The sequence below is a fragment of the Nocardia sp. CDC519 genome, from assembly GCF_059509835.1.
On sequence record NZ_CM183377.1, the window covers coordinates 6,561,650 to 6,584,435 of the forward strand.

The following is a 22,786-nucleotide window of genomic DNA, read 5'->3' on the forward strand; positions in this document are numbered from 1 at the left end:
TTGACTCACACAATCGTCGTGGTCGGCCTCGGCGCCACCGGGCTAGCCATGGCCGAATCCCTGCTGCGGCGCACCGACGTGCGGATCGTCGGCGCGGCCGACCGGAATCCCGCCGTCGTCGGCACCGACCTCGGAACCCTCGCCGGCCTCGGCGCGAGCGGGGTCACCGTCATCGACGAACCCTCCCGCCTGCCCGCGGCCGATCTGGCCATCGTGGCAACGACCTCGGACCTGAGCCTGGTCGTGGACACTCTCGTGCCGTTGCTCGAACGGTCCTACAACGTGATGAGCATCTGCGAGGAATTGTCCTACCCGTGGTCCAGCCATCCCGATATCGCACGCCGCTTGGACGAGACCGCGAAGGCCAACGGCGTCACCGTTGTCGGGACGGGCGCGAACCCCGGCGTTCTGATGGACACACTCCCGCTCCTGCTGACGACACTGACCCAGCGTGTCGAGCGGGTCGTCATCCGCCGCCGGACGAACATGTCGCGCTACGGCGCGATCCTGTCGAAGTTCGGCCTCGGGCTCACGCCGGCGCGGTTCGACGGTGCGCGGGCCCGCGGAGCGGTGGTCGGCCACTACGGCTTCGAGCAGGCCATCAGCGCACTCGCCGCCGGGCTCGGCTGGTCGCTCGACGCGATCGTCGTCGACCGGGTCTCCCCCGCGATCATCAGCGAGACCGTCCGGACCGGCGACCACGTGGTCATCGAGCCGGGTGAGATCGCCGCCGTCACCCACGCCGCGCGCGGCACGCTGGGCGGTCGAACGGTGATCGACCTCGAGATCATGTTCGGCTTCTTCGACGGCAGCGACCCGGTGCGGGCGGGCGACGGCTACCGCATCGAGGGTTCCGACCAGCTGATCGAGCTGTCCTCACCCGTCGGGTTCGAGTCGTTCGTGAGCACGATCGCGGCAGCGGTGAATGTCGCGACCGCGGTCGTCGACGCTCCCCCCGGATTGCTCTCCATGGGCGACCTCCCGGTCGCGCGGATCGCGTCGAAGGGCACCCACCTGGCCGAGGCGGGATCGCTGTGACACATGCGTTCTCCGCGCTGACTCCGGTGCGATTCCTCGACCGCGCAGCATCGGTCCACGGCGAGCGGACCGCCGTCGTCGACGGCCCGCGCACGCTCACCTACCGCGAGCTGCACGACCGCTGCCGCAGCCTCGCCGGCGCCCTCGTCGACCGCGGCGTCCAGCCGGGCGATCGCGTCGCGGTGCTCTCGCACAACACCCTCGAAATGCTCGAAGCCCACTACGGGATCCCCTATGCCGCAGGCATCCTGGTGCCGCTCAACGCCCGGCTCAGCGCGACGGAGATCGCCTTCATCCTCGATCACAGTGGGGCGCGGGTCCTGATCGCGACCGACCCGTTGACCTCGCTCGCGCTCGAGGCTGTCGCACTGACCCCGGGTCCGATACCGGTGATCGCCGGTGCCGAGGAATACGAGGCGATCGTGTCCTCCGGTGCGCCGGTGGACATCTCGTCCCACGACGAGCTCGCACCGATCGCCATCAACTACACCTCCGGGACCACCGGGAAGCCCAAAGGCGTGGTGTACACCCACCGCGGCGCCTACCTGCAGTCCGTGGCGATGGCCTTCCACTCGGGCCTGGACCTCAACTCGGTCTACCTGTGGACCCTGCCCATGTTCCACTGCAACGGGTGGTGCTTCACGTGGGCGGTGACCGCAGCGGGAGCCACCCACATCTGCCTGCCCAAGGTCGAAGCGGACGCGATCTGGGCGGCGATCGGCGATGCCGGGGTCACTCACCTGTGCGCTGCGCCGACCGTCATCTCGACCATCACCTCGGCCCCGCCGACGACGATCTCGCCCCGCAGAGTATGGGTCGCCACCGGCGGCGCCCCACCCGCACCCGCACTGCTGGCGCGGGCCCGCAGCTGCGGCCTGGACGTCACGCACCTGTACGGCATGACCGAGACCTACGGGCCCGCGGTGATCAACGAGTGGGACCGTGCGTGGGACGCGGCGCCGGAGGCCGAACGCGATCGCCGCAACGCACGCCAGGGCGTCGGCAACATCATCACCGGCGGTGTCCGCGTGGTGGACGAGGCCGGCCGTGACGTGCCCGCCGACGCGACGACGATCGGCGAGATCGTGCTGCGGGGCAACAACGTCACCGCCGAGTACTACCGTGACCCCGCGGCCACCGCGGCGGCGGTGCGCGACGGTTGGTTCCGGAGCGGGGATCTGGCCGTCCGGCATTCCGACGGGTATATCGAGATCCGCGATCGCGCGAAGGACCTCATCATCTCCGGCGGGGAGAACATCAGCTCCATCGAGATCGAGCGCGCGATCCTCGAGCATCCCGCGGTCCTCGAGGCCGCGGTGGTCGGTGTTCCGCACGAGCATTGGGGCGAGCGCCCCGCGGCGTTCGTCTCCCTCCGCCCGGGCGCGGAGCTCAGCAGCGGCGAGCTGCGCGCCCACCTGCTCGATCGCCTCGCGAAGTTCAAGGTCCCCGACCGGATCGAGTTCGCGACGCTCCCCAAGACCGCCACGGGAAAGATCCAGAAATTCCAGCTCGCCCGACAGCTGATCGCTCACCCGCCGGGCTGAGTTCCACCGACCACCTCACCCCACCGCATCCGACAAGGAGATCACCATGCTCGACCCCAATGCCTACAGCGCGAAGAACCTCGTCAACGGCGAACTCGTCGCCGCCGAATCCGGACGGCTGCTCGATGTCCTCGAACCCGCAACCGGAAAGGTCCTGGCCCGGGTGCCCGCCAGCGGAAAGGAGGACATCGACGCGGCCGTGACCGCGGCCACGCAGGCGTTCCGCTCGTTCCGGCGCACCACCCCGGGCGAGCGGGCGGAAATGCTGCTGACTCTGGCGTCCAAGATCGAGGAACACGCCGAGCACATCGCGGTGCTCGAGTCGCGCAACGTCGGCAAACCGCTCCCGGTCGCCCGCGACGAGGTGCCCTTCGCGGTGGACAACCTGCGATTCTTCGCGGGTGCGGCGCGGACGATGGAGGGCCGCGCCGGCGGTGAGTACCTGCGCGGCTACGAGTCCTACATCCGGCGCGAGCCGATCGGCGTCGTCGCCGGCATCGCCCCCTGGAACTACCCGCTGCTCATGGCGACCTGGAAGATCGGTCCGGCCCTGGCGGCGGGGAACTGCAGCATCCTCAAACCGTCCCGCCAGACCCCGCTGACCGCCCTCTATATCGCCGCGCTCGCGCAGGACGTCTTCCCGGCCGGTGCGTTCAACGTGCTGTCGGGGTCGGCGGCCGACATCGGCGACCACCTGGTCGCCGATCGCCGCATCGGCCTGGTCTCGCTGACCGGCGACACCAGCACCGGGCGGCACATCGCCGAGGTGGCCGCGGCCCACGTCGCGCAGACACATCTCGAGCTGGGCGGCAAGGCGCCGGTCATCGTCCTCGACGATGCCGATCTCGACGCGGTCGTCGCGGGCATCGCCACCGCGGGTTTCGCCAACAGCGGCCAGGACTGCACCGCGGCGTGCCGGGTGATCGCCACCCCGGGGATCTACGACCGGCTGCTCGAGGCGCTGGTGCCCGCGGTCCAGGCGATCCGGGTCGGCGATCCCCAGGCCGGCGACGACATCGACATGGGTCCGCTCATCTCGGCCGCGCACCGGCAGTCCATCCTCGACGTCCTCGCCAAGACCGACGGCACCATCCTGACCGGCGGCAAGGCACTGCCCGGCAACGGCTTCTTCCTCGAGCCCACGGTGGTGGCGAACCCGAGCCAGGCAGACGTGCTCGTGCAGACCGAGCAGTTCGGACCCGTCGTCACCGTGCAGCGGGCCGACGATATCGACCTGGCCTTCGAGTGGGCCAACGACGTGGAGTTCGGCCTGGCGTCGTCGATCTGGACGCAGAACCTCAGCCACGCGGCACGCGCGGCTCGCGATCTCGACTTCGGCTGCGTCTGGGTGAACGACCACATGCCCGTCCTCTCGGAGATGCCCCACGGCGGGTTCAAACAGTCCGGATACGGCAAGGACATGTCGATCTACGCACTCGAGGAGTACACCCGCATCAAGCACGTGATGACCAAGACGAACTGATCCACTCACATCCTCACCAGGAGAAGGGAACACACCATGACATCAGTCGATGCGACTCTCCAGCGAGTCGGCAACACCACCGACATCACCGAGATCCGAGAGATCGTCGATCGCGACGGCGGCGTCATCATCGAGGGCCTGCTCAGCGCCGACCAGGTCGCGCGGTTCAACGCCCAGATCGAGGAACCCCTGGCCGCGCTCACCCCCGGCGGGAAGCACGAGCTGGAGATCGTCAACGAGTTCCACGGCGCCAACACCAAGCGCCTGACCAACCTCGTCACGCACAGCCAGGTGTTCCGGGAGGAGGTGATCGACCACGACCTGGTGCACGCATTGTGCGAGGCGACCTTCCTCGAGGAGTCCGGCACGTTCTGGATGACCACCGCCCAGGTCATCGAGATCGGCCCCGGCAACCGCGCCCAGATGCTCCACCGCGACCTGGAGAACTGGTTCCCGTTCGTCGGGATGGGTCCCGCCGGCCCGGAGGTGACCGTCAACTTCCTCATCGCGCTGACCGACTTCACCGAGGAGAACGGCGCCACCCGCGTCATCCCCGGCAGCAATCACTGGCCGGACTTCCAGGACCGCGGCACCCCGGATCAGACCGTCCCGGCCACGATGAAGGCCGGCGACGCACTGTTCTTCAGTGGCAAGACCGCCCACGGCGGCGGTGCCAATATCACGACCGACCAGTACCGCCGCGGGCTCGCGTTCGCCTTCAACCCCGGCTACCTGGTCGGCGAGGAGGCGTATCCCTTCCTCGTGGACCGGGACATCGTGAAGACCCTGCCCGAGCGCGTGCAGCGCATCCTCGGCTTCCGGTCCCAGTACCCACTGGGGTCGCCCGGCCTCTGGCAGGTCGATTACCGCGAGCTCGGCGAGTACCTGGGTCTCGACTGACTCGTGCGGTCCGCGCGCGCCGCCCGATCGCCGGGGCGGCGGCGCATACTCGTTGTCACGGCGAGCGATGGAGGTTGATGGAATGACCGTGACATCCGACGAGCTGTGGCCCGAGCCCTCCGACCGGGTGCGCGAACTCTTCCGCGACGTCGCCGAGACCATGCTCACCAGGCACACCGAGATCCTGGCCGACATGGAGGAGGCGACGCTCCGGGACCCCCGTTACCTGGCGATCGCACAGGACCCCGTGCTGGCCGAGTCCAGCGACCGCGTCGGCGTCTTCGCCCTCAAGAAGTGGCTCACGTCGAACATCGCCGCACCCGGCGCGCGGGTCCCGCCACCGGACAGCGAGGAGACGCGTACCTACGCGCGCAACGTCGTTCTCCGCGGCCTCACCACCGACGAGGTCACCTCGTGGCGGGCCGGACAGTACGTCGTGTGGCGGTGGTGGCTCGCCGAATGTTTCAGGGTAGCCCGCGATCTCGACGAGCTCGAGTCGCTCGTCGCGGTCTCGGCCTGCTCGCTGACCACCGCCGTCGACGACGCCATCGCGGCACTCGCACAGCAGGTCGACGATGTCCGCGAAGAGTTCGCCGGCGGCGCGCAACTGCAGCGCTACGCCACCGTCGAACTGCTGCTGCAGGGTGCCGACATCGCGCCGGCACGGGCCGAGGCCCAGCTGGGCTACGCGCTGACCGGCTCGCACATCGGCGCTGTGGTGTGGACGGATTCGGAGCGCGACGCGCACGCGCTGGAAGCCGTGAGCGAGCAGTTGATGCGGGCCTGCGGCGCGGCGAGCCGACTGACCGTGGTGGCGGGGACCGCTGCGCAGTGGCTGTGGATTCCGGCGAAAACAGTGCCGCCCGCCGCCGATCTCGAGGAGATGCTCAGTCGGCACCCCCGTGCTCGCGTGGCGCTCGGCCGCGCGGCATCGGGTATCAACGGATTCCGGCGGACTCACCTGGATGCCGCGGCGGCGCAACGCCTGCTGTCGCGGCTCCGCTCGAACCTGGCCGTGATCCGTTACGAGGACGTCCAGATGATCGACCTGATGTCGGCCGATGTCAGCCAGCTCGATCAGTTCGTCACCGATGTCCTCGGCGACTTCGAGGCCGCGAGCCCGGTCCTGCATCAGACCGTGCTCACCTACGTCGAGGAAGGCCTCAACCGGTCGAGTACCGCGGATCGGCTGTTCACCCACCGCAACACGATCGACCGGCGGCTCGCCCGCGTCGACGAACTCCTCCCCCGCCCCTTCGCCGACCGGCCGACCGAAGTCGCGACGGCGTTGACGGTCCTGCGGATCCGCGGCACGGGCTGACCGGCGCCCGCTGGCGACGGCAGAATCGCCCCGCCCCAGCTTGCCTGAGCCAGCGGAGGCGACCTCACGTCAGCGCTTCGCGCGTCCTCGGCGACGCAGCTGCCGCCGCGCCAGCATCTTGCTGCCGCTGAAGAAATCGTTCATCCGGTCCACGATCCAGACCAGCCGCAGCACCAAGGGGTTCATCACCACGTCCATCGATGCCGGGTACTTCGAGACGTCCGACCAGATGCCTGCGAGATCCTCGGGCATCTCGTCGTCGACGATGTAGTCGGCGAGCATCTTGCCCACATACGGAACCTGACAGAGGCCGTGGCCGTTGCAGGCCATCGAGTAGTAGACGTTGTTGCCCACCTGGCCCGCGACCGACAGCCAGTCCGCGCTGATGCCGATCCAACCGCCCCAGGCCTGCGCGATGGATACGTCGGCCAGCGTCGGGAACCGGGCGGCCAGGTCGGCCGCCATGTCCTTCACGAGGCTCGGGGACGGAACCCGATCCGGCAGCGGGTAGCCCGCGCCGCGCTCCGGCCTGCGGACTCCACAGACGATGGTGTTGCGCTCGGTGAGCCGGTAGTGGGTCATGACCTGGTGCTGGGTGATGATGCCCGACCGGCTGGTCCACTCCAGCTCGGCGAGCCGCTCGGGCGCGATGGGTTCGGTCTCGATCTCGATGACGTACAGCGGCACCGAGAGATTCTTGGGCGTGATGTCCCATTCGCCGGCGTAGGCGCTGGTCGCCAGCACCACCTTGTTCGCCCGCACCGTGCCGTTCGGGGTGGCGAGTTCGACGATGCCGCCCGTCCTGCGGACATCGCTCACCGGGGTCCGCTCGTACAGCCTGACCGGCGAGTCGAGCACGGCGCGCCGTACACCGCGGGCGAGTTTGCCCGGGTTCAGCATGCCGCCGATGCTCTCTCGCATGCCGCCGACGAAGCCGGTCGGCAGGCCGAGCTGTTCACGGTTGCCGACGGTCCCCTTCCCGCCGACGGCGCGCAGAATCGCCGCCTGTGTGCGGACCCGGAGCATCATGATGGGAGAGACCGCACCCCACACCAGACCGTTCGGCACATAGTCGCAGTCGATGTCGTGGGTCTTCATGAGATCTTCCACGTAGTGGCCCGCGTGCTCCGCCAGCTTGGCCATCACCGACAGCTTGCTGCTGGAGAACAGGCCGAGCATTCGCAGGTCCCCACCCGGCGCCCCGGCGATCTGACCGCCGTTGCGTGAGGCCGAGCCGTAACCGCAGAACTCGGCCTCCAGCAGGACGACGTCCTTGCCGCGTTCGGCGAGGCGCAAGGCGGTGGCCATGCCGCCCATGCCGCCGCCGACGACGGCGATATCGCAGGTGAGGTCACCGTCCAAGGCGGGTCGCACATCGTCCGGGCGATCGATCCAGCCGGTGAAATTGATGTACCTGGTGGCGTCGGTTCTCATGCTCTTCGATCTCCCTCGAATCGTGGGTATGACGGTGCGGTAGAAGCCGCGCTGAGATCACGTAATCGGGACCGTTGCCGGTGCACTATCTCTTCCTCCACTATCGCCATCCCTTCATCGGGTCACCATGGTGAGACGTGGCAGGTTGGCGAGGATCGCGGTGCGAATTGCACACACCGCCCGCTACGATCGGCTGGTCAAGGCCTACCGCGCCGACGCGGCCGCGGTCACCGCGCTGTCGCGCTGGCTCAATGGACAGATCCAGCCCTTCGCCGCAGCGGGCGACGACGCATGGCCTACGTGCCGGAGACGACGATCCGCACCCTGCTCGGGCAAAGCGGCGACGGCGCGACCTCAGTCGCGCGGGAACGGCTCGCACTCGACTCGGTGCTCACCGGTCTGATCGAGGTCGACTTCGGTCTGAGCGAGACGGGCGCGCGTCCGATCGAGACCGCCGGCCACCTGACCCAGCTCGTCGCCGACCTGCGCACCCTCGCCGCCGGTCCGACCCGAACCCTGCTCACCCAGCTGAGCAACAAGCTCAGCGGTGCCCGGCCAGTGTGAACGATCAAGAATCGCTCCGCGAGGGCTTGGGGCTGCCGAAACACCCTGCTGCCGAGAGGAATTGACATGTCGACCACCACAACGGTGACCGTCGGCGCTCGGCTCCCCCAACCCGAGCAATGTCGCGCTGGCGACGGCGGGCCTGGCGATCGGCATGCTGCTCTCGGTGCTCGACCAGACGATCGTCAGCATCGCCCTGCCCGATATCGGTGCCGGCGCGTTGTTCGCCGTCCCGACGATCGCCCTCGCGGAACTGTTCCCGGTCGAGCTCCGCGGGCGAGTACAAGGCGCGGTGGGCGCCATCTTCGCCATCGCCGCCGTCGGCGGCCCGCTGCTGGGCGGCTTGATCACCGACACCGTCGGTTGGTGCTGGATCGTCTACATCAACGTGCCGCTGGGCGCGCTCGCAGCGGTTCTCGTTGCGCTAGTGCTTCGGCTGCCGCGTCCTGAGCACCGGGCCGGCTCGATGTGATCGGCTCGACCCTGCTGGTCGGCACGGTGGTGGGCGTTCTGCTGATCGGGCAGATGCAATCCCGTCCACCCTGCTCTGGGTGCTGCCACTGGCAGGGGTACTGGTGCTACTGGCCATGGCTCTGCCGAACCCTGGTGGGCCCCTTCGACCCGGGAGCTGACGCCATGAGCGCCCGATAGGGTCGAGCACATCGTGTTCGGAAGGGGGCCGGCGGGCTTCGAACCGCCAGGGCCGGTCAGCCCGGTTCGCAGTCGCTGTCTGCGGCCGGAAGGATTCCCTCGGCGAGGTGGGCGCCTGTGGGCGACCCGCCGCCGGCGGTGGCGAACTAGCATCCGGCATCTACTCGGCCAGCTGAAGCGCCAGCGTCGCCGCGGCCGGTGCGAGGTACAGCAGTGGAAACACCGTGGTCTTGTAGGAATGCGCCCGCACCGTGGTAGCCGCTGCTCCGAGGAAGTACAGGATCAGGCCCACCGCGGCAACGACACCGATCGCGGGAATGAACAGTCCCAGAATCAGTCCGAGGGCGCCTGCGGATTTGGCCAGGGCCAGCCAGGGCCACCATGACCGCGGGACTCCATATTGCTCGAGTGGCTCGATGACGAACTGCCGTTGCGTGAACAGCGAGAACCCCGAGAAACCGATCCACAGTCCGGCGACGACAGCGACGATGTGGTAGGCGTTGCTCATCGAAATCTATTCCATCCTTTGCGATGCTCGCGCAGATTGCGCTAGTGGTCAGTGTCGTTGGCGTGCGTGCTTCGAAAAAGAGGAGTTCGCTGACGAGACTGTTAACCTGCAGCTTCACAATGTGGAGGACCGGTGGAGTTACGGGATATCGAGATCTTTCTGACGTTGGCGCAAGAGCTGCACTTCGGCCGCGCAGCCGAACGGCTGCACGTCAGCCCGGCTCGGGTGAGTCAGGCCATCAAGCAGCAGGAGCGGCGCATCGGTACAGCGCTGTTCGAACGCACCACGCGCAAGGTCCGCCTCACTCCCGCCGGGCAGCAGCTCTATCGGGAGCTCCACGCCGGATACCGGACGATCATGCGCGGCATCGAGACAGCGTCGGCGACCGCAAGGAACTCCGGCGCGACCCTGACACTGGGCACCATGGGACCGCAGGCCTGGATGGTCGACAAGCTTGTCGAGCTGTTCCGATCCCGCTTCCCGGACGTACTCATCGACCACCGCGATATCAACCCGGTTTCTCCGTTCACCCTGCTCCGCTCGGGCGAGATCGACATGGCGCATCTGTGGTTGCCCGTCCACGAACCGGACCTCACCGTCGGGCCTGCCACCCACACCTCGGCGATCCTGCTGATGCTGGCCGCAACCCACCCTTACGCCGACCGAACATCGGTCCGGTTGGAGGACTATGGCGATCTCACCTTCGTCAACCCGACCTCGCCGGTCCCCGCGTCGATGGAAGCCGCGTTTCAGCCATTCCGGACCCCTTCCGGTCGCCCGGTTCCACGCGGTCCGGAGGTCTCGAGCTGGGACGACCAGGTCAAGGCGGTCGCCTCCGGTCAAGCCGCCCTCGCGGTTCCGGCCGAGGCTGCCCGCTTCTACGCGTGGCCCAACCTCGTGTACGTACCGGTGCTCGACGCCCCGCCTGTTCGATGGGCCTTCGCATGGCAGACCTCGGAGGAAACGCCACTGATTCGCGCGTTCGCCCAAACCGTCCGTGAGCACGCGACGCTCACCTGATCCCAGCCGAGGTGCGCTGTAGGGCAAACCAACAGGCACCGAAACGAGGACCAGCGGTGCCGCAGCCGTCCTCCTGCGTGTCCTGGTAAGTGTGTCGGCGGGCGCAGCTGCCCAGGAAGCTCTCTGCCACACGGTGATGCCTCGTTCACAAGCCGGTTCACACCGTCGTCGCGTGCGGCGATCAGCTCTGTGACCGAGGTGATCGGTCCAGTTACGGATCTATCCGGCGCCCGGTGACCGTCGAGCGTGGTAGCCGGCCTGCTCGGGAATGACCCGACATGGTGGCGCCTGTGATGACGACGTCGAAGTCCAGGTTGAGTCGCATCGGCTTGGTCACTCGCTGCGACCAGGTGACGCGGTGGCCGTTGGCTGTCGCGGTGGTGCGGATATCGGACAGCGGCACTGTTTCCTTCGAACTGGAAGCGGTCCCCGCGTAACCGCCTGCGGTCGCTGCGAAGTGGTATCGAACGTGCAGTGTTCCCACAGGGGTTTTCAGGTCGAGGTCCCAGGTTCCGGGCAGGCTGCTCATGGGGCTCACAATCGTTTACGGTCGATGGGTGGGATGCTCGTTCATCTGGATGCGGGCAGTTCCCGGTGTACCTGCCAGATGGTGCCTCGGCGCTCGTATTCGAAGAGGTCTTCGACCGCTCGGGCGACCGAGGGACCGAACTCGCGATCGAGTAAATACAGTGCCACGTCCAGACCGGAGGTGACCCCGCCACCGGACACCAGGTCGCCATCGTCGACCACCCGCGCGCGCACTGGAGTGACTCCGGTGGCTTCGAGCACGTCGATACCCAGATGGTGGGTGGTGGCGTGGCGGCCCTCCAGCAGACCTGCCATCGCCAGCCCGAGCGAGCCACCGCACACGGTCCAGACCTGCATATGCGGATCGGCCAGTGCCTGGCCGATCAGTGGGATAGCCGCGCTGTCGGCGAACCTGGCCAACAGCACCGGGATCGTTTCATCGCCTGCGTCCGGGTCGCCATCGACCGGGCCGGATGCGCCCGGCACGATGATGTAGCCGCGACGGCGGGGGTCGAGGGCCGACGTCGCGGTCAGCGTGAGTCCACGGGTGCCGGACACGACCGGGCCGGGCCCGTCCGCGCAGACGAGTTCGACATCGAAAGCTCCTCCGAGCACGTCACTTCCCGCGGCGAGCACCTCGAACGGCGCGATCACATCGAGTGGGTCGAAACCGTCGAAGAGCACGATCTGAGCGATAGGGGGCCCTGCGGCCTCATCGGATTCGTGATTCATCAACCGCAATTCTGGTTTCGCCGGTTATCCGCGACCAGTGGCAGCAGTGCCACATTCCGACTGGATCTGGCCACCTCGAACGCGGCGCACGGGCGGTACAGTCGCCCCTGGCAGACTCCTGCCAATGCACACTGTCGCGGTCATCGCCGTCCCTGATGTGATCGCGTTCGATCTCGCCACACCGGTCGAGGTTTTCGGCCGCGCCCGCCTGCGGAACGGCCGCCCGGCCTACCGGGTAGTCGTATGTAGCGACCGGGCAACCGTCACCGCGGGCTCGTTCCGCATCGCGGCCGATTCGGGCCTCGACGTGCTCGATCGAGCAGACACCATCATCGTTCCGGGCCGCAACGACATCTCGGTGGCCACACCGCCGCCGGTCCTCGACGCCCTGCGGGCAGCGGCGCGGGCCGGAACCCGAATCGCCTCGATCTGCGTCGGCGCTCTGACGCTGGCCGAAGCGGGGTTACTCGACGGACGTCGCGCGACCACACACTGGGCGGCCGCCGACCTGCTGGCCGAGCGCTACCCGGCGGTCGAGGTGGACCCGCAGGTGCTGTACGTCGACACCGGTGACATCCTCACCTCGGCCGGCGCAGCGGCCGGGCTCGACCTCTGCCTGCATATCGTCCGACGAGACCACGGCGCCGCGGTGGCCGCGGATACCTCGCGCGTAGCCGTCGCTCCCCTGCACCGCGCCGGGGGACAAGCGCAGTTCATCGTCCGCAATCGCCCGGCAGGGCTCGCGTCATCCCTCGACGAGGTGCTGACGTGGATCGAGGAGAACGCCCACGACAACAGTTTGTCGCTGACCGCTATCGCAGCCGCCGCGCACACCAGTGTGCGGACGCTGAACCGGCACTTCCGCGCCGTCACCCGGCAAAGCCCGATGGAATGGGTGGCGGGAGTCCGTGTGCGCCATGCGCAAGGACTCCTCGAAACCACCGACCATCCCATCGATCGCATCGCCGTCCAGGTGGGATTCACCAGCCCCAGCACCTTCCGCACTCACTTCCGCCGGCTGGCCGGGGTCACCCCACGCCAGTACCGAAGCACCTTCGCACGGCAACGAACGCCCGAGCACGGCCCGCATCGGCTCGAAGCCGAGACCACCGCGCGATAAGCGACATACGCGGATATCGTTCGGCACCGCCGAGGCGCGACGCGGGCGGCAGACCGTCGGTGCCGAGACTTCGATTCAGGCGACGACGGCCAGCAACGTCGTTGCCGCGTCGGTCAGTTCGGGGTCGCCGTCGAGATCGGCACGTCGACGTGCATCGTCGACTGTGATCCCGCGGGTGGCCAGCCGCCAGACCGTGTCCTGATTCATTCGCACGGACGCGGCGGGCGCTGTGCTCGGCGTAACCGTGAGTTCCCAGTTCGCGCCGTCGGACACGGCCGTCCAGCAGCCCCCTGCCGGACCGGTGATCTCGAATCGTACTGCGGTTCCGGACCGGCGAGTGCGTTCCCGCAGGGCGGTCGGCAGTGCGTGCAGGAACGTGACGAGCACCGGATGCATCATCGATACCTCGTCCGCGCCCGGACGGGATACCGCGTCCCGGATCTGCTGCTGATGGACCCAGAATTCGGTGTATTCACGTGCGATGTCGAGCCAGGCCGGGCTGTCACCTGAACCTGCCCAGGAGACGTCGAGGGCGGCGGGGCCCTCGAGATCGGTTGCCGCCCACAGACGATCCAGCTGCGGGCCCAGATGGTCCAGCAAGTCGATCATCAGCTGCGGGCTACATTGACGCATCGCGCGAACGAACTCATCGTTGACCCGTGCCAGATAGGCAGGCAAGGTTTCGTCGTCCTCGAAGATGGCGCCCGCGTAACCATCGCGACCGCCGGAGATCCGCCGCAGATAGTCGTTGAGGATGTGCGCCGTCACGTCATGAACCGTCCAGCCGGGGCAGATGGTCGGCTTCGCCCAGTCGGCCGCGTCCAGCGACCGCAGCAGCTCCAGCAACATCCGCCGTTCCAGCGGAAACAGCGGCCGGGTATCGAGTGGGATCACTGATTCAGTGAACCGATCATGCCGTCGTCCCGCCAGCGAATTTTGATCTGGCCGCTGCCTGTCGCCGGCGGCGATGTCGTCCAGGCACGGCAGTTGTTGTGGTCGAGGCGTAGCAGCGGGGAGCGGGCGTAGGCTTCTCCGAACCGCCCACGAGCCGCTCGAGGGCGCGGCCGGATCAGTGGTCGTGTGCCGCGTGACTCGTGGCGAGTTGAGTTCTGCATGCGTTCTGTATCGCACGCTCGAGTTGCTGTTCCGTTCGGCCCCAGCCCCCTACCCACTCGTCTTCGAGATGGACTATTCGGCCGAGCGGAAGTGCGATGACGCTGTCGGCATAGTCGGACCGGGCGACGATCTCGCACACCTTGGCGAGTACCCATCTCTCGGCTGCTCGGTTGTCGGCGTGCATGCGGGCGAGTGTGGTAAACGCCACGTGGGCCGCGGCTGCGTTCGAGTCCGGGATGGCTGCGCCGCAGTCGGTCAGCGCCGCGGGCAGAATGTCGCGGACCTCGTGAGGATCCGCGCCACTCAACCCGGCCAACACCCGCAGCTCTTCACCGTCGTAGCCCTGCGTCAGCCAATGCGCTGCCCAGAGTGGGATTCGTTCGGACGGGAGAGTATCGAGCGCTACCCACGCGGCGACCAACTCCGGCGTCGGGATCTCACCGGAGTCGGGTGCGGGCCAGTCGTGCATGCCGGCCATGATGCCCGATCGCATCCGAGGGCACACGGCTTGACGGCCTCGCGGCCAGATTGTCGAATACGGCCCGAAAGAGTGCGCCAGGGCCGAGGCGAAGTGCGCTCTGTCGGCACGAACCCGTAGCACGTTCCGCGCCATCGCCTACCGGAGGCGCAGCATGCGAAGCGCGAAGTCCGCGTACTCGGCGGCGATCTGTTCCGGGGCGGCCGGGCCGTCGAGCCGGAACCACTGCGGCAACGCGGTACACATCGTCGCGATCGCCCTGCCCGCCACCCGAGCATCCTCCGCGGGCAGGTTCGCCTCGGCGAGTGCGGCACCGATATCGGCGTCGAGAAGGTATTGAAGCTCGTTGCGGGAGGCGGTGATCCGCTGCCGATCGACAGGGTTCAGGCTGCGCATCTCGCTGGCGCCGATGAAGGCGAGTTCGCGGCGGTGGGTATGGAACAGCGCCAGGGATTCGACGACGCGCGTCAGCCGTTCGAGACCGGTGGTGGCGTCACGACGGGCGGCGCGGACCCGTCGATGCAGTTCATCCATGGTCAGGTCGAGGGCGCGGACGAGTAGATCCTGCTTGTCCCGGTAGTGGTGGTAGACGCCGGGCACACTCATGCCCGCGCGGTCCGCGATCGAGCGCATGGTGGCCCCGTGGTAGCCCGTGTCGACGAACGAGTCGATCGCGGCGGCGAGCACAGGATCGATGGCCAGCGGGGGGAACTCGCGCCACGAGCTGACCATGCTGTCGCCGACGTCCTGGTCGGCCTCGACGTCGATGCCGGCGACCGCATCGGACCGGTATCGGCAGGACTCGCTGGTTCGGCTCGTCGGCCCGCCGACGATCAGCCAGGAAGCCGTCGTACCGAGCTCGGTGGCAAGAGCCATCAGGCGGGCGACCGATGCGCCGGTCTTGCCGTTCTCGATCGCGCTCAGTGTCGCCGGGCTTACACCGATGCGCCGTGCGGTGTCGCGCAGCGACGAGCCCGCCGCGGTCCGCGCCTGACGTACCCGCGCCCCGATCTCTTGCTGATTGACACCCAAATCCGGCATGTGTTCAGGATACCTGAACAGCAACGGCCGACGAAAATCCGTCTTTGACAGGAAAGATCCGACTGTGCCACCCTCGTGGCAGCCCCACCGCCGAACGAACGTTCGGCCCGTGATGTCGAGGAGTTGAGCCGTGGCGATCGATCTGTCCCCTCCGCCCGAGGTGCGTGATCTGGCCGACCGCACCCGCGCGTTCATCCGTGAGCGCGTGCTGCCGGTCGAGGATGCGCACGACGGTGACATCGCCGCTGCTGGTGGTGAGCGGTTGCGTCTCGAATTGCAGCGGGCCGCGCGGGATGCGGGTATTTTCGCCCCGCACGCGCCGGTCGAATACGGCGGCCACGGGCTCGGCATGTGCGACCGCGCCCCGGTGTTCGAAGAGGCCGGCTACTCATTGTTCGGCCCGACGGCGCTCAATATCGCCGCGCCGGACGAGGGCAACGTGCATATGCTCGCCCACATCGCCGATCCCGACCAGAAGCAGCGCTTTCTCGCCCCGCTCGCCCGTGGTGAGGTGCGTTCGGCGTTCGCGATGACCGAACCGGGACCGGGCGCGGGATCGGACCCGTCCGCGCTGACCACCCGAGCGGTCCGTGCCGCGGGCGGCTGGCGGATCACTGGGCACAAGTGGTTCATCACCGGTGCCGACGGAGCCGACTTCTTCATCATCATGGCCCGCACCTCCGGTGAGCCCGGCGACCGCGGCGGCGCGACGATGTTCCTCGCCCCCGCCGACACCGCCGGTCTGCGCGTCGGTCGTCATCTCGACACGCTCGACAAATCGATGATCGGCGGTCACTGCGAGGTGTTCTTCGACGATCTCCTCGTCCCGGATTCGGCGGTACTCGGGGAGGTGGACCGGGGCTTCGACTACGCCCAGGTCCGGCTCGGCCCCGCCCGCATGACACACGTGATGCGTTGGCTCGGTGCCGCACGCCGCGGCCATGATGTGGCCGTGGCCCACGTCGCCGAACGACACGGCTTCGGCTCGCGCCTCGGCGATCTCGGCACGGTCCAGCAGATGATCGCCGACAACGAAATCGACATCGCCGCCACCCGCGCCCTGCTGACCCGCGCCTGCTGGGAACTCGACCGTGGCGAACCCGCCGGCGACGCGACCTCGATCGCGAAAACCTTCGCCGCCGAGGCGATCTTCCGCATCGTCGATCGCAGCATGCAGATGTGCGGCGGTCTCGGCGTGGCCGCCGACCTGCCGTTGGCGCGCCTCGCGCGCGAGGTGCGCCCGTTTCGGATCTACGACGGGCCCTCCGAAGTGCACCGGTGGGCCATCGCCAAGCGCGCGGTGCGCGCCGCCAGGCGGGCCGGGCGGGAGTCGGCATGACGCTGCCCGGTATGGATGTCGCCGCGCTGGCCCGCTTTCTCCGCGAGCAGGGAGTGGAGGTGCGGGGCGAACTCCGCGTCGAGCTGATCAGTGGTGGCCGATCGAATCTGACGTTCACCGCCGCCGATGACGTGTCGCGCTGGGTGGTGCGCCGCCCGCCCGTCGCCGGGCTCACCCCGTCGGCGCATGACATGGCGCGCGAGTACACCGTCACCAGTGCGTTGCAGGGCACGGCGGTGCCCGTGGCCGCGACGATTGCATTCGACGCCGCCGGTGCGACGCTCGGCGCGCCGATGACCGTTGTCGAATTCGTCGACGGAACGGTGGTCCGCGATCACGACGACCTCGCCGCGTTCACCGATCAGCAGGTCGACGCGAGCGCGGACGCACTGGTCCGGGTGCTCGCCGATCTGCATGCCGTCGAACCCGCCGCCGTCGGCCTCGCCGAGTTCGGCCGCCCGGACGGCTTCCTCACCCGCCAGGTGAAACTGTGGGCGTCGCAATGGGATCGGGTGAAGACCCGCGAACTGCCCGACGTGGCGACCTTGCACGCCGCCCTCACGGACGCGGTGCCGACCCGGTCGACGGCCGCGATCGTGCACGGCGACTACCGTATCGACAACACCATCCTCGACAACGACGACCCGGCACGGGTGCGCGCGGTGGTCGATTGGGAGCTGTCCACGATCGGTGACCCCCTCACCGATGTCGCGCTGATGTGTGTCTACCGATCACCGGCCTTCGACCTGGTCCTCGGCTCCGCGGCGGCCTGGACCAGCGACCGGCTACCCACGCCCGACGCACTCGCCCAGGCCTATGCCACAGCCTCCGGCCACGACCTCGACGACTGGGGTTTCTACCTCGCCCTGGCCAACTTCAAACTCGGCATCATCGGCGAGGGCATCACCCACCGCGCCCGCCTCGGCTCCGATTCCGGCGCGGCCGCCGAACGCGCGGCCGACGCGACGCCGGAATTCATGGCCGCCGGCCTGCGTGCACTGAAGGGAGCACGAACGTGAGCAGTTCCACCACCGCGCTGATCAGCGGTGCGTCCCGCGGAATCGGCCTCGGCATCGCGAACCGGCTGGCCCAGCAAGGCTTTTCCCTCACCATCACCGCCCGCGACGCCGACCGCCTCGACTCGGTGGCCGCGCAGCTGCGCGCCGCGGGCGCACCCGAGGTCGTCACCGTCGCCGCGGACATGTCCGACGAGGACGGGATCGCTCGCGTGCTCGATGCGCACACGGACCGGTTCGCCACCATGTCGGCGCTGATCCTCAACGCCGGAGTCGGCACCGGTGGCTCGCTGGCCGAGTCCTCGATGCGTCGCTACGACAAGACCTTCGCCGTGAACGTCCGCGCCCCACTGCAACTCGTCCAAGGCGCCCTGCCGCTGCTGCGCGCGAGCGCCGCCGCCCACCCGGCCCGTGGCGCGAAGGTGATCGCCCTCGCCTCGATCACCGGGGTGTACGCCGAGGCGGGCCTGTCGGTCTACGGCGCCGCCAAAGCAGCCCTCATTTCGCTGCTCACCACCCTCAACACCGAAGAATCGGGCAATGGCGTCACCGCCACGGCGATCGCCCCCGGCTACGTCGACACCGAGATGAGCGCCTGGATCCACGACCGCATTCCACCCGAGCACATGCTCGCGGTCGACGACGTGGTCGAGATGGTCGACTCCCTGCTGCGGTTGTCCGCCCGTGCCGTGGTCCCGACGATCGTCATGTCCCGGGCCGGCACCGACGGCTACCGCGCCTGATCGCCTCGGCATCGTGCACCGCGCCAACACGATGACGCTCACCGCCCGGCGGCTTCCTTCAGGTCGGGGTGGCCGCGGGCAGGTTCCGGCAGCTGTCGTGCCGGGTGGACCCGCGGCAGCAGTACGCCCGCCATCGCCGTCGTCACCAGTGCCATCACCACCATCAGCGAGTACAGCTCGGAGCCGATGACGCCGAGCTTCAAGCCGAGAGTCAGGGCGATCAGCTCGGTCAGCCCTCTGGTGTTGAGGAGGATCGCGAGTGTGCTCGCATCGCGCGGTGGCACCCGGTGCGCCCGGGCGCCGAGATAGGCACCGATTCCCTTGCCCCCGATGGCGACCAACAGGATGAGCAGCAGATCGGTGAGGGCGACGCCGGTCGGTGTCGAGAGGTCGACGGCGAGGCCGGCGATGGCGAAGAACACCGGCAACAGCAGGGCGGACACCCGCTGGATCAGCGGCAGCGCGCACGAGCGGAGCCGGCGTCCGGCCTCGCGCGGCATCACGACACCGAACAGGAAGGCGCCGAATATCAGATGCAGGCCCATCCACTCGGTCGCCGAAGCGCACAGCGCGAGGCCGAGGGCCAGCACCGCCGTGGCACCCGCCCTCGCCAGGATGGTGCGCATCGGCCGCTCGGCGCGCTCACGCCCGTCCGCCCACGCGCCCCACCGCGCCAGCAGCGGCCGCAGCACACCGAACAACACTGCGACGAACGGCACGATGAGCGCGATCCGCCACGGCTCCGTGTCGCCGCCCGCCACCATCGCCACCACGGCCAGCAGCGACCAGGCCACGACGTCGTCGACTGCCGCGACGGCCACGGCCAGCGCACCGACCCCGGTGTGCAGCATCCCACGGTCGGTGAGGATGCGTGCCAGCACTGGGAACGCGGTGACCGACATCGCCGCGCCGAGGAAAAGCACGAATGCGAGGCGGTTGTCGGTGTGATGCCGGTTCAGCAGGTGCAGCGCCAGCACGGCCCCGAGCCCGAACGGCAGCACGATCGAAGCGACGGCGACGCCCGAAGCAGTGCGCCCGCGCCCGCGCAGTAGCGAGCCGTCCAGCTCGAGCCCGACGAGAAACATGAACAACACCACGCCGACGGTCGCCAGCGCCTGCAGGGACGGGCGGATGTCGGCGGGGAACACGGCATCGGTCAGCGCACCGCCGAGCAGGGTGGGTCCCAGCAGGATTCCCGCCACGATCTCACCGACCACCGGTGGCTGCCCGATCCATCGCGCCAAGCGACCGAAGAGCCGCGCGAGCACGACGATGATGGCGAGGCCGAGCACCAGGTGCCCCACCGTCTGCGCGGTCATCCTTCGTTCCTTCCCCCGTGGACCGGCATGATCGCAATGCGGCTGCCTCGCGCCGGCTCCGGGACGATCGAGCGACGGATGATCAGGCAATGACCTCGGCTACGCCGTCGCGGTGCGGGCCGGAAACCCTCCGGCCATTATCGGTAATGATAACCATATTCATCAGCGCGATGTGAGTCACCGGTGGGAAACCCGACAGCGGCGAGGTTCGAACATCCGGCTGCGCAACGTCTTCCAGCCCGCCCGGGCATACCCCTACCCGATCGCCGCCGGGCAGCCGGGCCGGCAGCACCGCGCAGGTGCGCCGAAGGCTCGGCCACCACGATCGGGGCGGCAGCGAAGTGTCACAGCAGCACCTCCGCGCCGAGCCCGTGCCGTGCCCGCACCGAACTTCACCACAGCGCCCTCGTCCGCGCCGCTGCCCGCCGCACCGACAGCGGGGCGAGCCACTCGGCAGGCACGGGCCAGGCCGGCGCGGAGAGCAGGTGCAGCTACTGCGCGGACGGCGAATACTCCGTGTCGCCGGTCATGACCGGACCTCCTGTACCGCGACGGCATTCTCCTTCGGCTCGGCGGCCGTCCGTGGGACGAGCAGGCCCGCGATCACCGTTCCGATGGCGATCAGCAGGCCACCGAGCAGGAACGCGACGGAGTAGCCGTCGCTCAGCCCGGCGGGCGAGCGGTCGTCACCCGCGACGGTGGCGGCCACCGTGGTGAGCACCGCCAGGCCGAGCGCGCCGCCGAGTTGGCGGGAGCTGTTCAGCAGGCCGGAGGCCATGCCGGCCTCCTCGGCGGACACACCGCGCATCGCGATGGTTCCCATGACCACGAAGCTGATACCGATGCCGACGCTGGCCACGATCGACGGGCCGAGGATGTCGGTGAGGAAGCTACCGCCCGGTCCACCCGCACCGAACCAGGCGATGCCGACCGCGCCGAGCAGGCCGCCCGTCACCAGGGCCGCTCGGTAGCCGAACCGGCCCACGATCGGCGCGACGAGGCGCATGCCGACCACGGCGCCGAGCGCGAACGGAACGAAGCAGACACCCGCGACGGCCGGCGAATACCGCAGCACCGACTGCATGTGCAGCGAGACGAAGTAGAACGCGGTCAGCTGACCCGCGGTGATCATGAAGCCGAAGATGTTCGCGCCCGCCACACTGCCGTGCGCGAGCAGACCGAGACGCATGAGCGGTTCGCGAACCCGCAGTTCCACCACGACGAACGCGGCCAGCAGCAGCGCCCCGGCGCCGAGCGTGCCGAGCGTGACCGCCGATGCCCAGCCGTGTTCGTCGGTGCGAACAACGCCGAAGATCAGCAGCAGCATGGCCGCGGTGACCAGTACGGCGCCGATGACGTCGAGCCGGGGCCGCTGCTGCTCCACCGCGCCGCCGATGCCCCGCACGGCGGTGCCCAGCGCGGCGAGCACGATCGGGACGTTGATCAACAGGACCCACCGCCAGTCGGCGAAATCGGTGAGCAGACCGCTGGCGACGACGCCGAGGGCGCCGCCGAGCATGGTCGCCGCCGCCCACAGGCCCACGGCCTTGGTTCGAGCGTGCCCCTCCTCGAACGTCACGGTGATCAGCGCCAGCGACAGCGGCGAGAGCGCGGCAGCGCCCAGACCTTGCACCGCACGCGCACCGATGAGCACCGATTCATGGGTGGCCAGACCACCGGCGAGGCTGGCCACACCGAACAACGCAAGCCCGGCGATCATCGTGCGGCGGCGGCCGATCACGTCGCCGAGCCGCCCGCCGAGCAGCAGGAAACCGCCGAAGACCACCGCGTAGGCGTTGACCACCCACTGCAGCATGGTGGCGGGGATGTCGAACTCGGCCTGGATGGCAGGCAACGCGACGTTCACCACCGACAGATCCAGCGACACCATGAACTGCACGATCACCACGGTCGCCAAGACGGCGGCCGGTTTGTTGACTTGCGACATCCGACTCTCCACCACGTGATTCGATTTTACGAACGCGTATTTTTTCTAGGTCAGCATAGCCTCGCCCTGGCTTGCGTGGGCGTGCTCCGTGGCAGCCACGAATCAGACGTCGTCGTGGTCATGGAGCGGCACCGGGTATCTAGATGCTAATGATAATCTTTTTCATTAGTGAGATTGCGCGACAACGAAACAGGAGATGCGCATGGACGACTACTACTCCCCCGTGGCCGAGTTCTACGACCTCGTTCCCCGCGCGCACGCGGAAGGCGAAGCGGCGCTGCGCAAGATCCTCGCGGAGGTCGATCCGGACGCGGGCACGGTGGTCGACATCGGAGCGGGGACGGGACGAACCTGCCGGGTGGTGGCCGAGGTGCTGCCGACCGCGAAAATCCTGGCGAGCGAACCCTCTCCGGCGATGCGCGCGGTGCTGACCCACGACGTGCTCGCCGACGAGGACCTGCGCCGCCGGGTCACCATCGTCCCGGAACCCGCGGAATCGGTGCGGCTGCCCGAGTCGATCGCGGCGCTGATCCTGTTCGGGGTGCTCGGCCACATCGGCGCCGAGGACCGCCGAGCGCTGTGGGATCGGGTGCTGCCCCGCCTGGCTCCGGGCGCGCCGGTACTGGTCGAACTGCTGCCGGTCGCGCGGCCCACCGTCCTGCCGTCGATGCCGTTGGGCCGCGAGCAGATCGGGGATCTGACCTATGCGGGCACCATCGAAGCCGAGCCGATCGGCGGCGATCTCATCCGGATGACCTCGACATGGCACGTCACCGGAGACGCGGCGCCGGCGCGGACGGTCCGCAATGTCAGCGAGTGGCACACCTTCGGTATCGAGGATCTGGCCGAGGAAACCGGACTGGCCGGCGAGCAGCTCACCGAGCAGGCGGGAGTGCTGCGCGTTCGACGCTGACCCGGAGCGGGCACCCGAGCGCGGGTGCCC

22 protein-coding genes are annotated in these 22,786 nt (G+C 68.6%); 13 read left to right on the top strand and 9 right to left on the bottom strand.

What is annotated here, in order from left to right:
* From AC5W7N_RS30240 to AC5W7N_RS30260, 5 genes are all read left to right on the top strand, one after another.
* Positions 1 to 1,038, top strand: coding sequence for a dihydrodipicolinate reductase (locus AC5W7N_RS30240; RefSeq protein WP_495922950.1), 1,038 nt, complete (start codon positions 1 to 3; stop codon positions 1,036 to 1,038).
* On the top strand, positions 1,035 to 2,582 hold the full coding sequence (locus AC5W7N_RS30245; RefSeq protein ID WP_495922952.1) for an AMP-binding protein: 1,548 nt from the start codon (positions 1,035 to 1,037) through the stop codon (positions 2,580 to 2,582). The genes AC5W7N_RS30240 and AC5W7N_RS30245 overlap by 4 nt, the downstream gene beginning before the upstream one ends.
* Before the next feature lie 46 nt (positions 2,583 to 2,628).
* On the top strand, positions 2,629 to 4,065 hold the full coding sequence (locus AC5W7N_RS30250; RefSeq protein WP_495922954.1) for a gamma-aminobutyraldehyde dehydrogenase: 1,437 nt from the start codon (positions 2,629 to 2,631) through the stop codon (positions 4,063 to 4,065).
* 36 nt (positions 4,066 to 4,101) lie between these two features.
* On the top strand, positions 4,102 to 4,965 hold the full coding sequence (locus tag AC5W7N_RS30255) for a phytanoyl-CoA dioxygenase family protein (protein WP_495922956.1): 864 nt from the start codon (positions 4,102 to 4,104) through the stop codon (positions 4,963 to 4,965).
* Between the two features lie 82 nt (positions 4,966 to 5,047).
* Positions 5,048 to 6,286, top strand: a complete 1,239-nt coding sequence (locus AC5W7N_RS30260) for a PucR family transcriptional regulator (RefSeq protein ID WP_228815081.1) — start codon at positions 5,048 to 5,050, stop codon at positions 6,284 to 6,286.
* Between the two features lie 69 nt (positions 6,287 to 6,355).
* On the opposite strand, the gene AC5W7N_RS30265 is transcribed toward AC5W7N_RS30260, so the two are convergent.
* Entirely contained in the window at positions 6,356 to 7,720 is a 1,365-nt protein-coding gene (locus tag AC5W7N_RS30265; protein WP_495922957.1) for an NAD(P)/FAD-dependent oxidoreductase, read from the bottom strand.
* Positions 7,721 to 8,011: 291 nt separating this feature from the next.
* Here AC5W7N_RS30265 and AC5W7N_RS30270 point away from each other — a divergent pair, with 291 nt between their 5' ends.
* Entirely contained in the window at positions 8,012 to 8,284 is a 273-nt protein-coding gene (locus AC5W7N_RS30270; RefSeq protein WP_495922959.1) for a hypothetical protein, read from the top strand.
* Positions 8,285 to 8,450: 166 nt separating this feature from the next.
* Positions 8,451 to 8,756: an MFS transporter gene (locus AC5W7N_RS30275; protein ID WP_495922961.1), complete on the top strand. Its 306-nt coding sequence runs from the start codon at positions 8,451 to 8,453 to the stop codon at positions 8,754 to 8,756.
* A 339-nt stretch (positions 8,757 to 9,095) separates the two neighbouring features.
* Here AC5W7N_RS30275 and AC5W7N_RS30280 read toward each other — a convergent pair whose 3' ends face one another.
* On the bottom strand, positions 9,096 to 9,443 hold the full coding sequence (locus AC5W7N_RS30280; RefSeq protein ID WP_163813137.1) for a DoxX family protein: 348 nt from the start codon (positions 9,441 to 9,443) through the stop codon (positions 9,096 to 9,098).
* Positions 9,444 to 9,575: 132 nt separating this feature from the next.
* Here AC5W7N_RS30280 and AC5W7N_RS30285 point away from each other — a divergent pair, with 132 nt between their 5' ends.
* Positions 9,576 to 10,463, top strand: coding sequence for a LysR family transcriptional regulator (locus tag AC5W7N_RS30285; RefSeq protein ID WP_194989579.1), 888 nt, complete (start codon positions 9,576 to 9,578; stop codon positions 10,461 to 10,463).
* Between the two features lie 211 nt (positions 10,464 to 10,674).
* Here AC5W7N_RS30285 and AC5W7N_RS30290 read toward each other — a convergent pair whose 3' ends face one another.
* Positions 10,675 to 10,992 (bottom strand): hypothetical protein, encoded by a 318-nt coding sequence (locus tag AC5W7N_RS30290; RefSeq protein ID WP_163813141.1) that lies wholly within the window; start codon positions 10,990 to 10,992, stop codon positions 10,675 to 10,677.
* A 41-nt stretch (positions 10,993 to 11,033) separates the two neighbouring features.
* Entirely contained in the window at positions 11,034 to 11,723 is a 690-nt protein-coding gene (locus tag AC5W7N_RS30295; RefSeq protein WP_495922963.1) for a DJ-1/PfpI family protein, read from the bottom strand.
* Between the two features lie 124 nt (positions 11,724 to 11,847).
* On the opposite strand from AC5W7N_RS30295, the gene AC5W7N_RS30300 reads away from it, so the two are divergent.
* Positions 11,848 to 12,843, top strand: a complete 996-nt coding sequence (locus AC5W7N_RS30300; RefSeq protein WP_495922965.1) for a GlxA family transcriptional regulator — start codon at positions 11,848 to 11,850, stop codon at positions 12,841 to 12,843.
* Positions 12,844 to 12,918: 75 nt separating this feature from the next.
* Here AC5W7N_RS30300 and AC5W7N_RS30305 read toward each other — a convergent pair whose 3' ends face one another.
* The 3 genes from AC5W7N_RS30305 to AC5W7N_RS30315 all read right to left on the bottom strand — a co-directional run bounded on the left by AC5W7N_RS30305 (position 12,919) and on the right by AC5W7N_RS30315 (position 15,673).
* A complete protein-coding gene (locus AC5W7N_RS30305; RefSeq protein ID WP_495922967.1) occupies positions 12,919 to 13,737 on the bottom strand; it encodes a maleylpyruvate isomerase N-terminal domain-containing protein in 819 nt (272 codons plus the stop codon).
* Positions 13,738 to 13,912: 175 nt separating this feature from the next.
* Positions 13,913 to 14,428 carry a hypothetical protein gene (locus AC5W7N_RS30310; protein WP_495922969.1) on the bottom strand — a complete coding sequence of 172 codons (516 nt, stop codon included), beginning with the start codon at positions 14,426 to 14,428 and terminating at the stop codon, positions 13,913 to 13,915.
* A 147-nt stretch (positions 14,429 to 14,575) separates the two neighbouring features.
* Positions 14,576 to 15,673: a TetR-type transcription factor C-terminal domain-containing protein gene (locus tag AC5W7N_RS30315; protein ID WP_495922971.1), complete on the bottom strand. Its 1,098-nt coding sequence runs from the start codon at positions 15,671 to 15,673 to the stop codon at positions 14,576 to 14,578.
* On the opposite strand from AC5W7N_RS30315, the gene AC5W7N_RS30320 reads away from it, so the two are divergent.
* From AC5W7N_RS30320 to AC5W7N_RS30330, 3 genes are read left to right on the top strand one after another with little or no spacing between them, the layout of a single operon-like run.
* Positions 15,609 to 16,817 carry an acyl-CoA dehydrogenase family protein gene (locus AC5W7N_RS30320; RefSeq protein ID WP_495922973.1) on the top strand — a complete coding sequence of 403 codons (1,209 nt, stop codon included), beginning with the start codon at positions 15,609 to 15,611 and terminating at the stop codon, positions 16,815 to 16,817. The genes AC5W7N_RS30315 and AC5W7N_RS30320 overlap by 65 nt on opposite strands.
* Positions 16,814 to 17,836: a phosphotransferase family protein gene (locus AC5W7N_RS30325; RefSeq protein WP_495922975.1), complete on the top strand. Its 1,023-nt coding sequence runs from the start codon at positions 16,814 to 16,816 to the stop codon at positions 17,834 to 17,836. Before AC5W7N_RS30320 ends, AC5W7N_RS30325 begins: the two co-directional genes overlap by 4 nt.
* On the top strand, positions 17,833 to 18,576 hold the full coding sequence (locus tag AC5W7N_RS30330) for an SDR family NAD(P)-dependent oxidoreductase (RefSeq protein ID WP_490724005.1): 744 nt from the start codon (positions 17,833 to 17,835) through the stop codon (positions 18,574 to 18,576). The genes AC5W7N_RS30325 and AC5W7N_RS30330 overlap by 4 nt, the downstream gene beginning before the upstream one ends.
* A 38-nt stretch (positions 18,577 to 18,614) precedes the next feature.
* Here AC5W7N_RS30330 and AC5W7N_RS30335 read toward each other — a convergent pair whose 3' ends face one another.
* Both AC5W7N_RS30335 and AC5W7N_RS30340 read right to left on the bottom strand, forming a co-directional pair.
* Positions 18,615 to 19,895 (bottom strand): cation:proton antiporter domain-containing protein, encoded by a 1,281-nt coding sequence (locus tag AC5W7N_RS30335; protein WP_495922977.1) that lies wholly within the window; start codon positions 19,893 to 19,895, stop codon positions 18,615 to 18,617.
* Positions 19,896 to 20,421: 526 nt separating this feature from the next.
* Positions 20,422 to 21,843 (bottom strand): MFS transporter, encoded by a 1,422-nt coding sequence (locus tag AC5W7N_RS30340; protein WP_490724007.1) that lies wholly within the window; start codon positions 21,841 to 21,843, stop codon positions 20,422 to 20,424.
* 202 nt (positions 21,844 to 22,045) lie between these two features.
* Between AC5W7N_RS30340 and AC5W7N_RS30345 the strand changes: the two genes are divergently transcribed.
* Entirely contained in the window at positions 22,046 to 22,756 is a 711-nt protein-coding gene (locus AC5W7N_RS30345; protein ID WP_163813160.1) for a class I SAM-dependent methyltransferase, read from the top strand.
* The last annotated feature ends 30 nt before the right edge of the window (positions 22,757 to 22,786 follow it).

Coding starts and splice junctions, on each gene's coding strand:
- AC5W7N_RS30250 (WP_495922954.1), top strand. CDS start 2,629: ATGCTCGACCCCAATGCCTACAGCGCGAAGAACCTCGTCAACGGCGAA.
- AC5W7N_RS30255 (WP_495922956.1), top strand. CDS start 4,102: ATGACATCAGTCGATGCGACTCTCCAGCGAGTCGGCAACACCACCGAC.
- AC5W7N_RS30260 (WP_228815081.1), top strand. CDS start 5,048: ATGACCGTGACATCCGACGAGCTGTGGCCCGAGCCCTCCGACCGGGTG.
- AC5W7N_RS30265 (WP_495922957.1), bottom strand. CDS start 7,720: ATGAGAACCGACGCCACCAGGTACATCAATTTCACCGGCTGGATCGAT.
- AC5W7N_RS30270 (WP_495922959.1), top strand. CDS start 8,012: ATGGCCTACGTGCCGGAGACGACGATCCGCACCCTGCTCGGGCAAAGC.
- AC5W7N_RS30280 (WP_163813137.1), bottom strand. CDS start 9,443: ATGAGCAACGCCTACCACATCGTCGCTGTCGTCGCCGGACTGTGGATC.
- AC5W7N_RS30290 (WP_163813141.1), bottom strand. CDS start 10,992: ATGAGCAGCCTGCCCGGAACCTGGGACCTCGACCTGAAAACCCCTGTG.
- AC5W7N_RS30295 (WP_495922963.1), bottom strand. CDS start 11,723: ATGAATCACGAATCCGATGAGGCCGCAGGGCCCCCTATCGCTCAGATC.
- AC5W7N_RS30300 (WP_495922965.1), top strand. CDS start 11,848: ATGCACACTGTCGCGGTCATCGCCGTCCCTGATGTGATCGCGTTCGAT.
- AC5W7N_RS30310 (WP_495922969.1), bottom strand. CDS start 14,428: ATGCACGACTGGCCCGCACCCGACTCCGGTGAGATCCCGACGCCGGAG.
- AC5W7N_RS30315 (WP_495922971.1), bottom strand. CDS start 15,673: ATGAACGCGCGGGTGCGGTCGGCCAGATCACGCACCTCGGGCGGAGGG.
- AC5W7N_RS30325 (WP_495922975.1), top strand. CDS start 16,814: ATGACGCTGCCCGGTATGGATGTCGCCGCGCTGGCCCGCTTTCTCCGC.
- AC5W7N_RS30335 (WP_495922977.1), bottom strand. CDS start 19,895: ATGACCGCGCAGACGGTGGGGCACCTGGTGCTCGGCCTCGCCATCATC.
- AC5W7N_RS30340 (WP_490724007.1), bottom strand. CDS start 21,843: ATGTCGCAAGTCAACAAACCGGCCGCCGTCTTGGCGACCGTGGTGATC.
- AC5W7N_RS30345 (WP_163813160.1), top strand. CDS start 22,046: ATGGACGACTACTACTCCCCCGTGGCCGAGTTCTACGACCTCGTTCCC.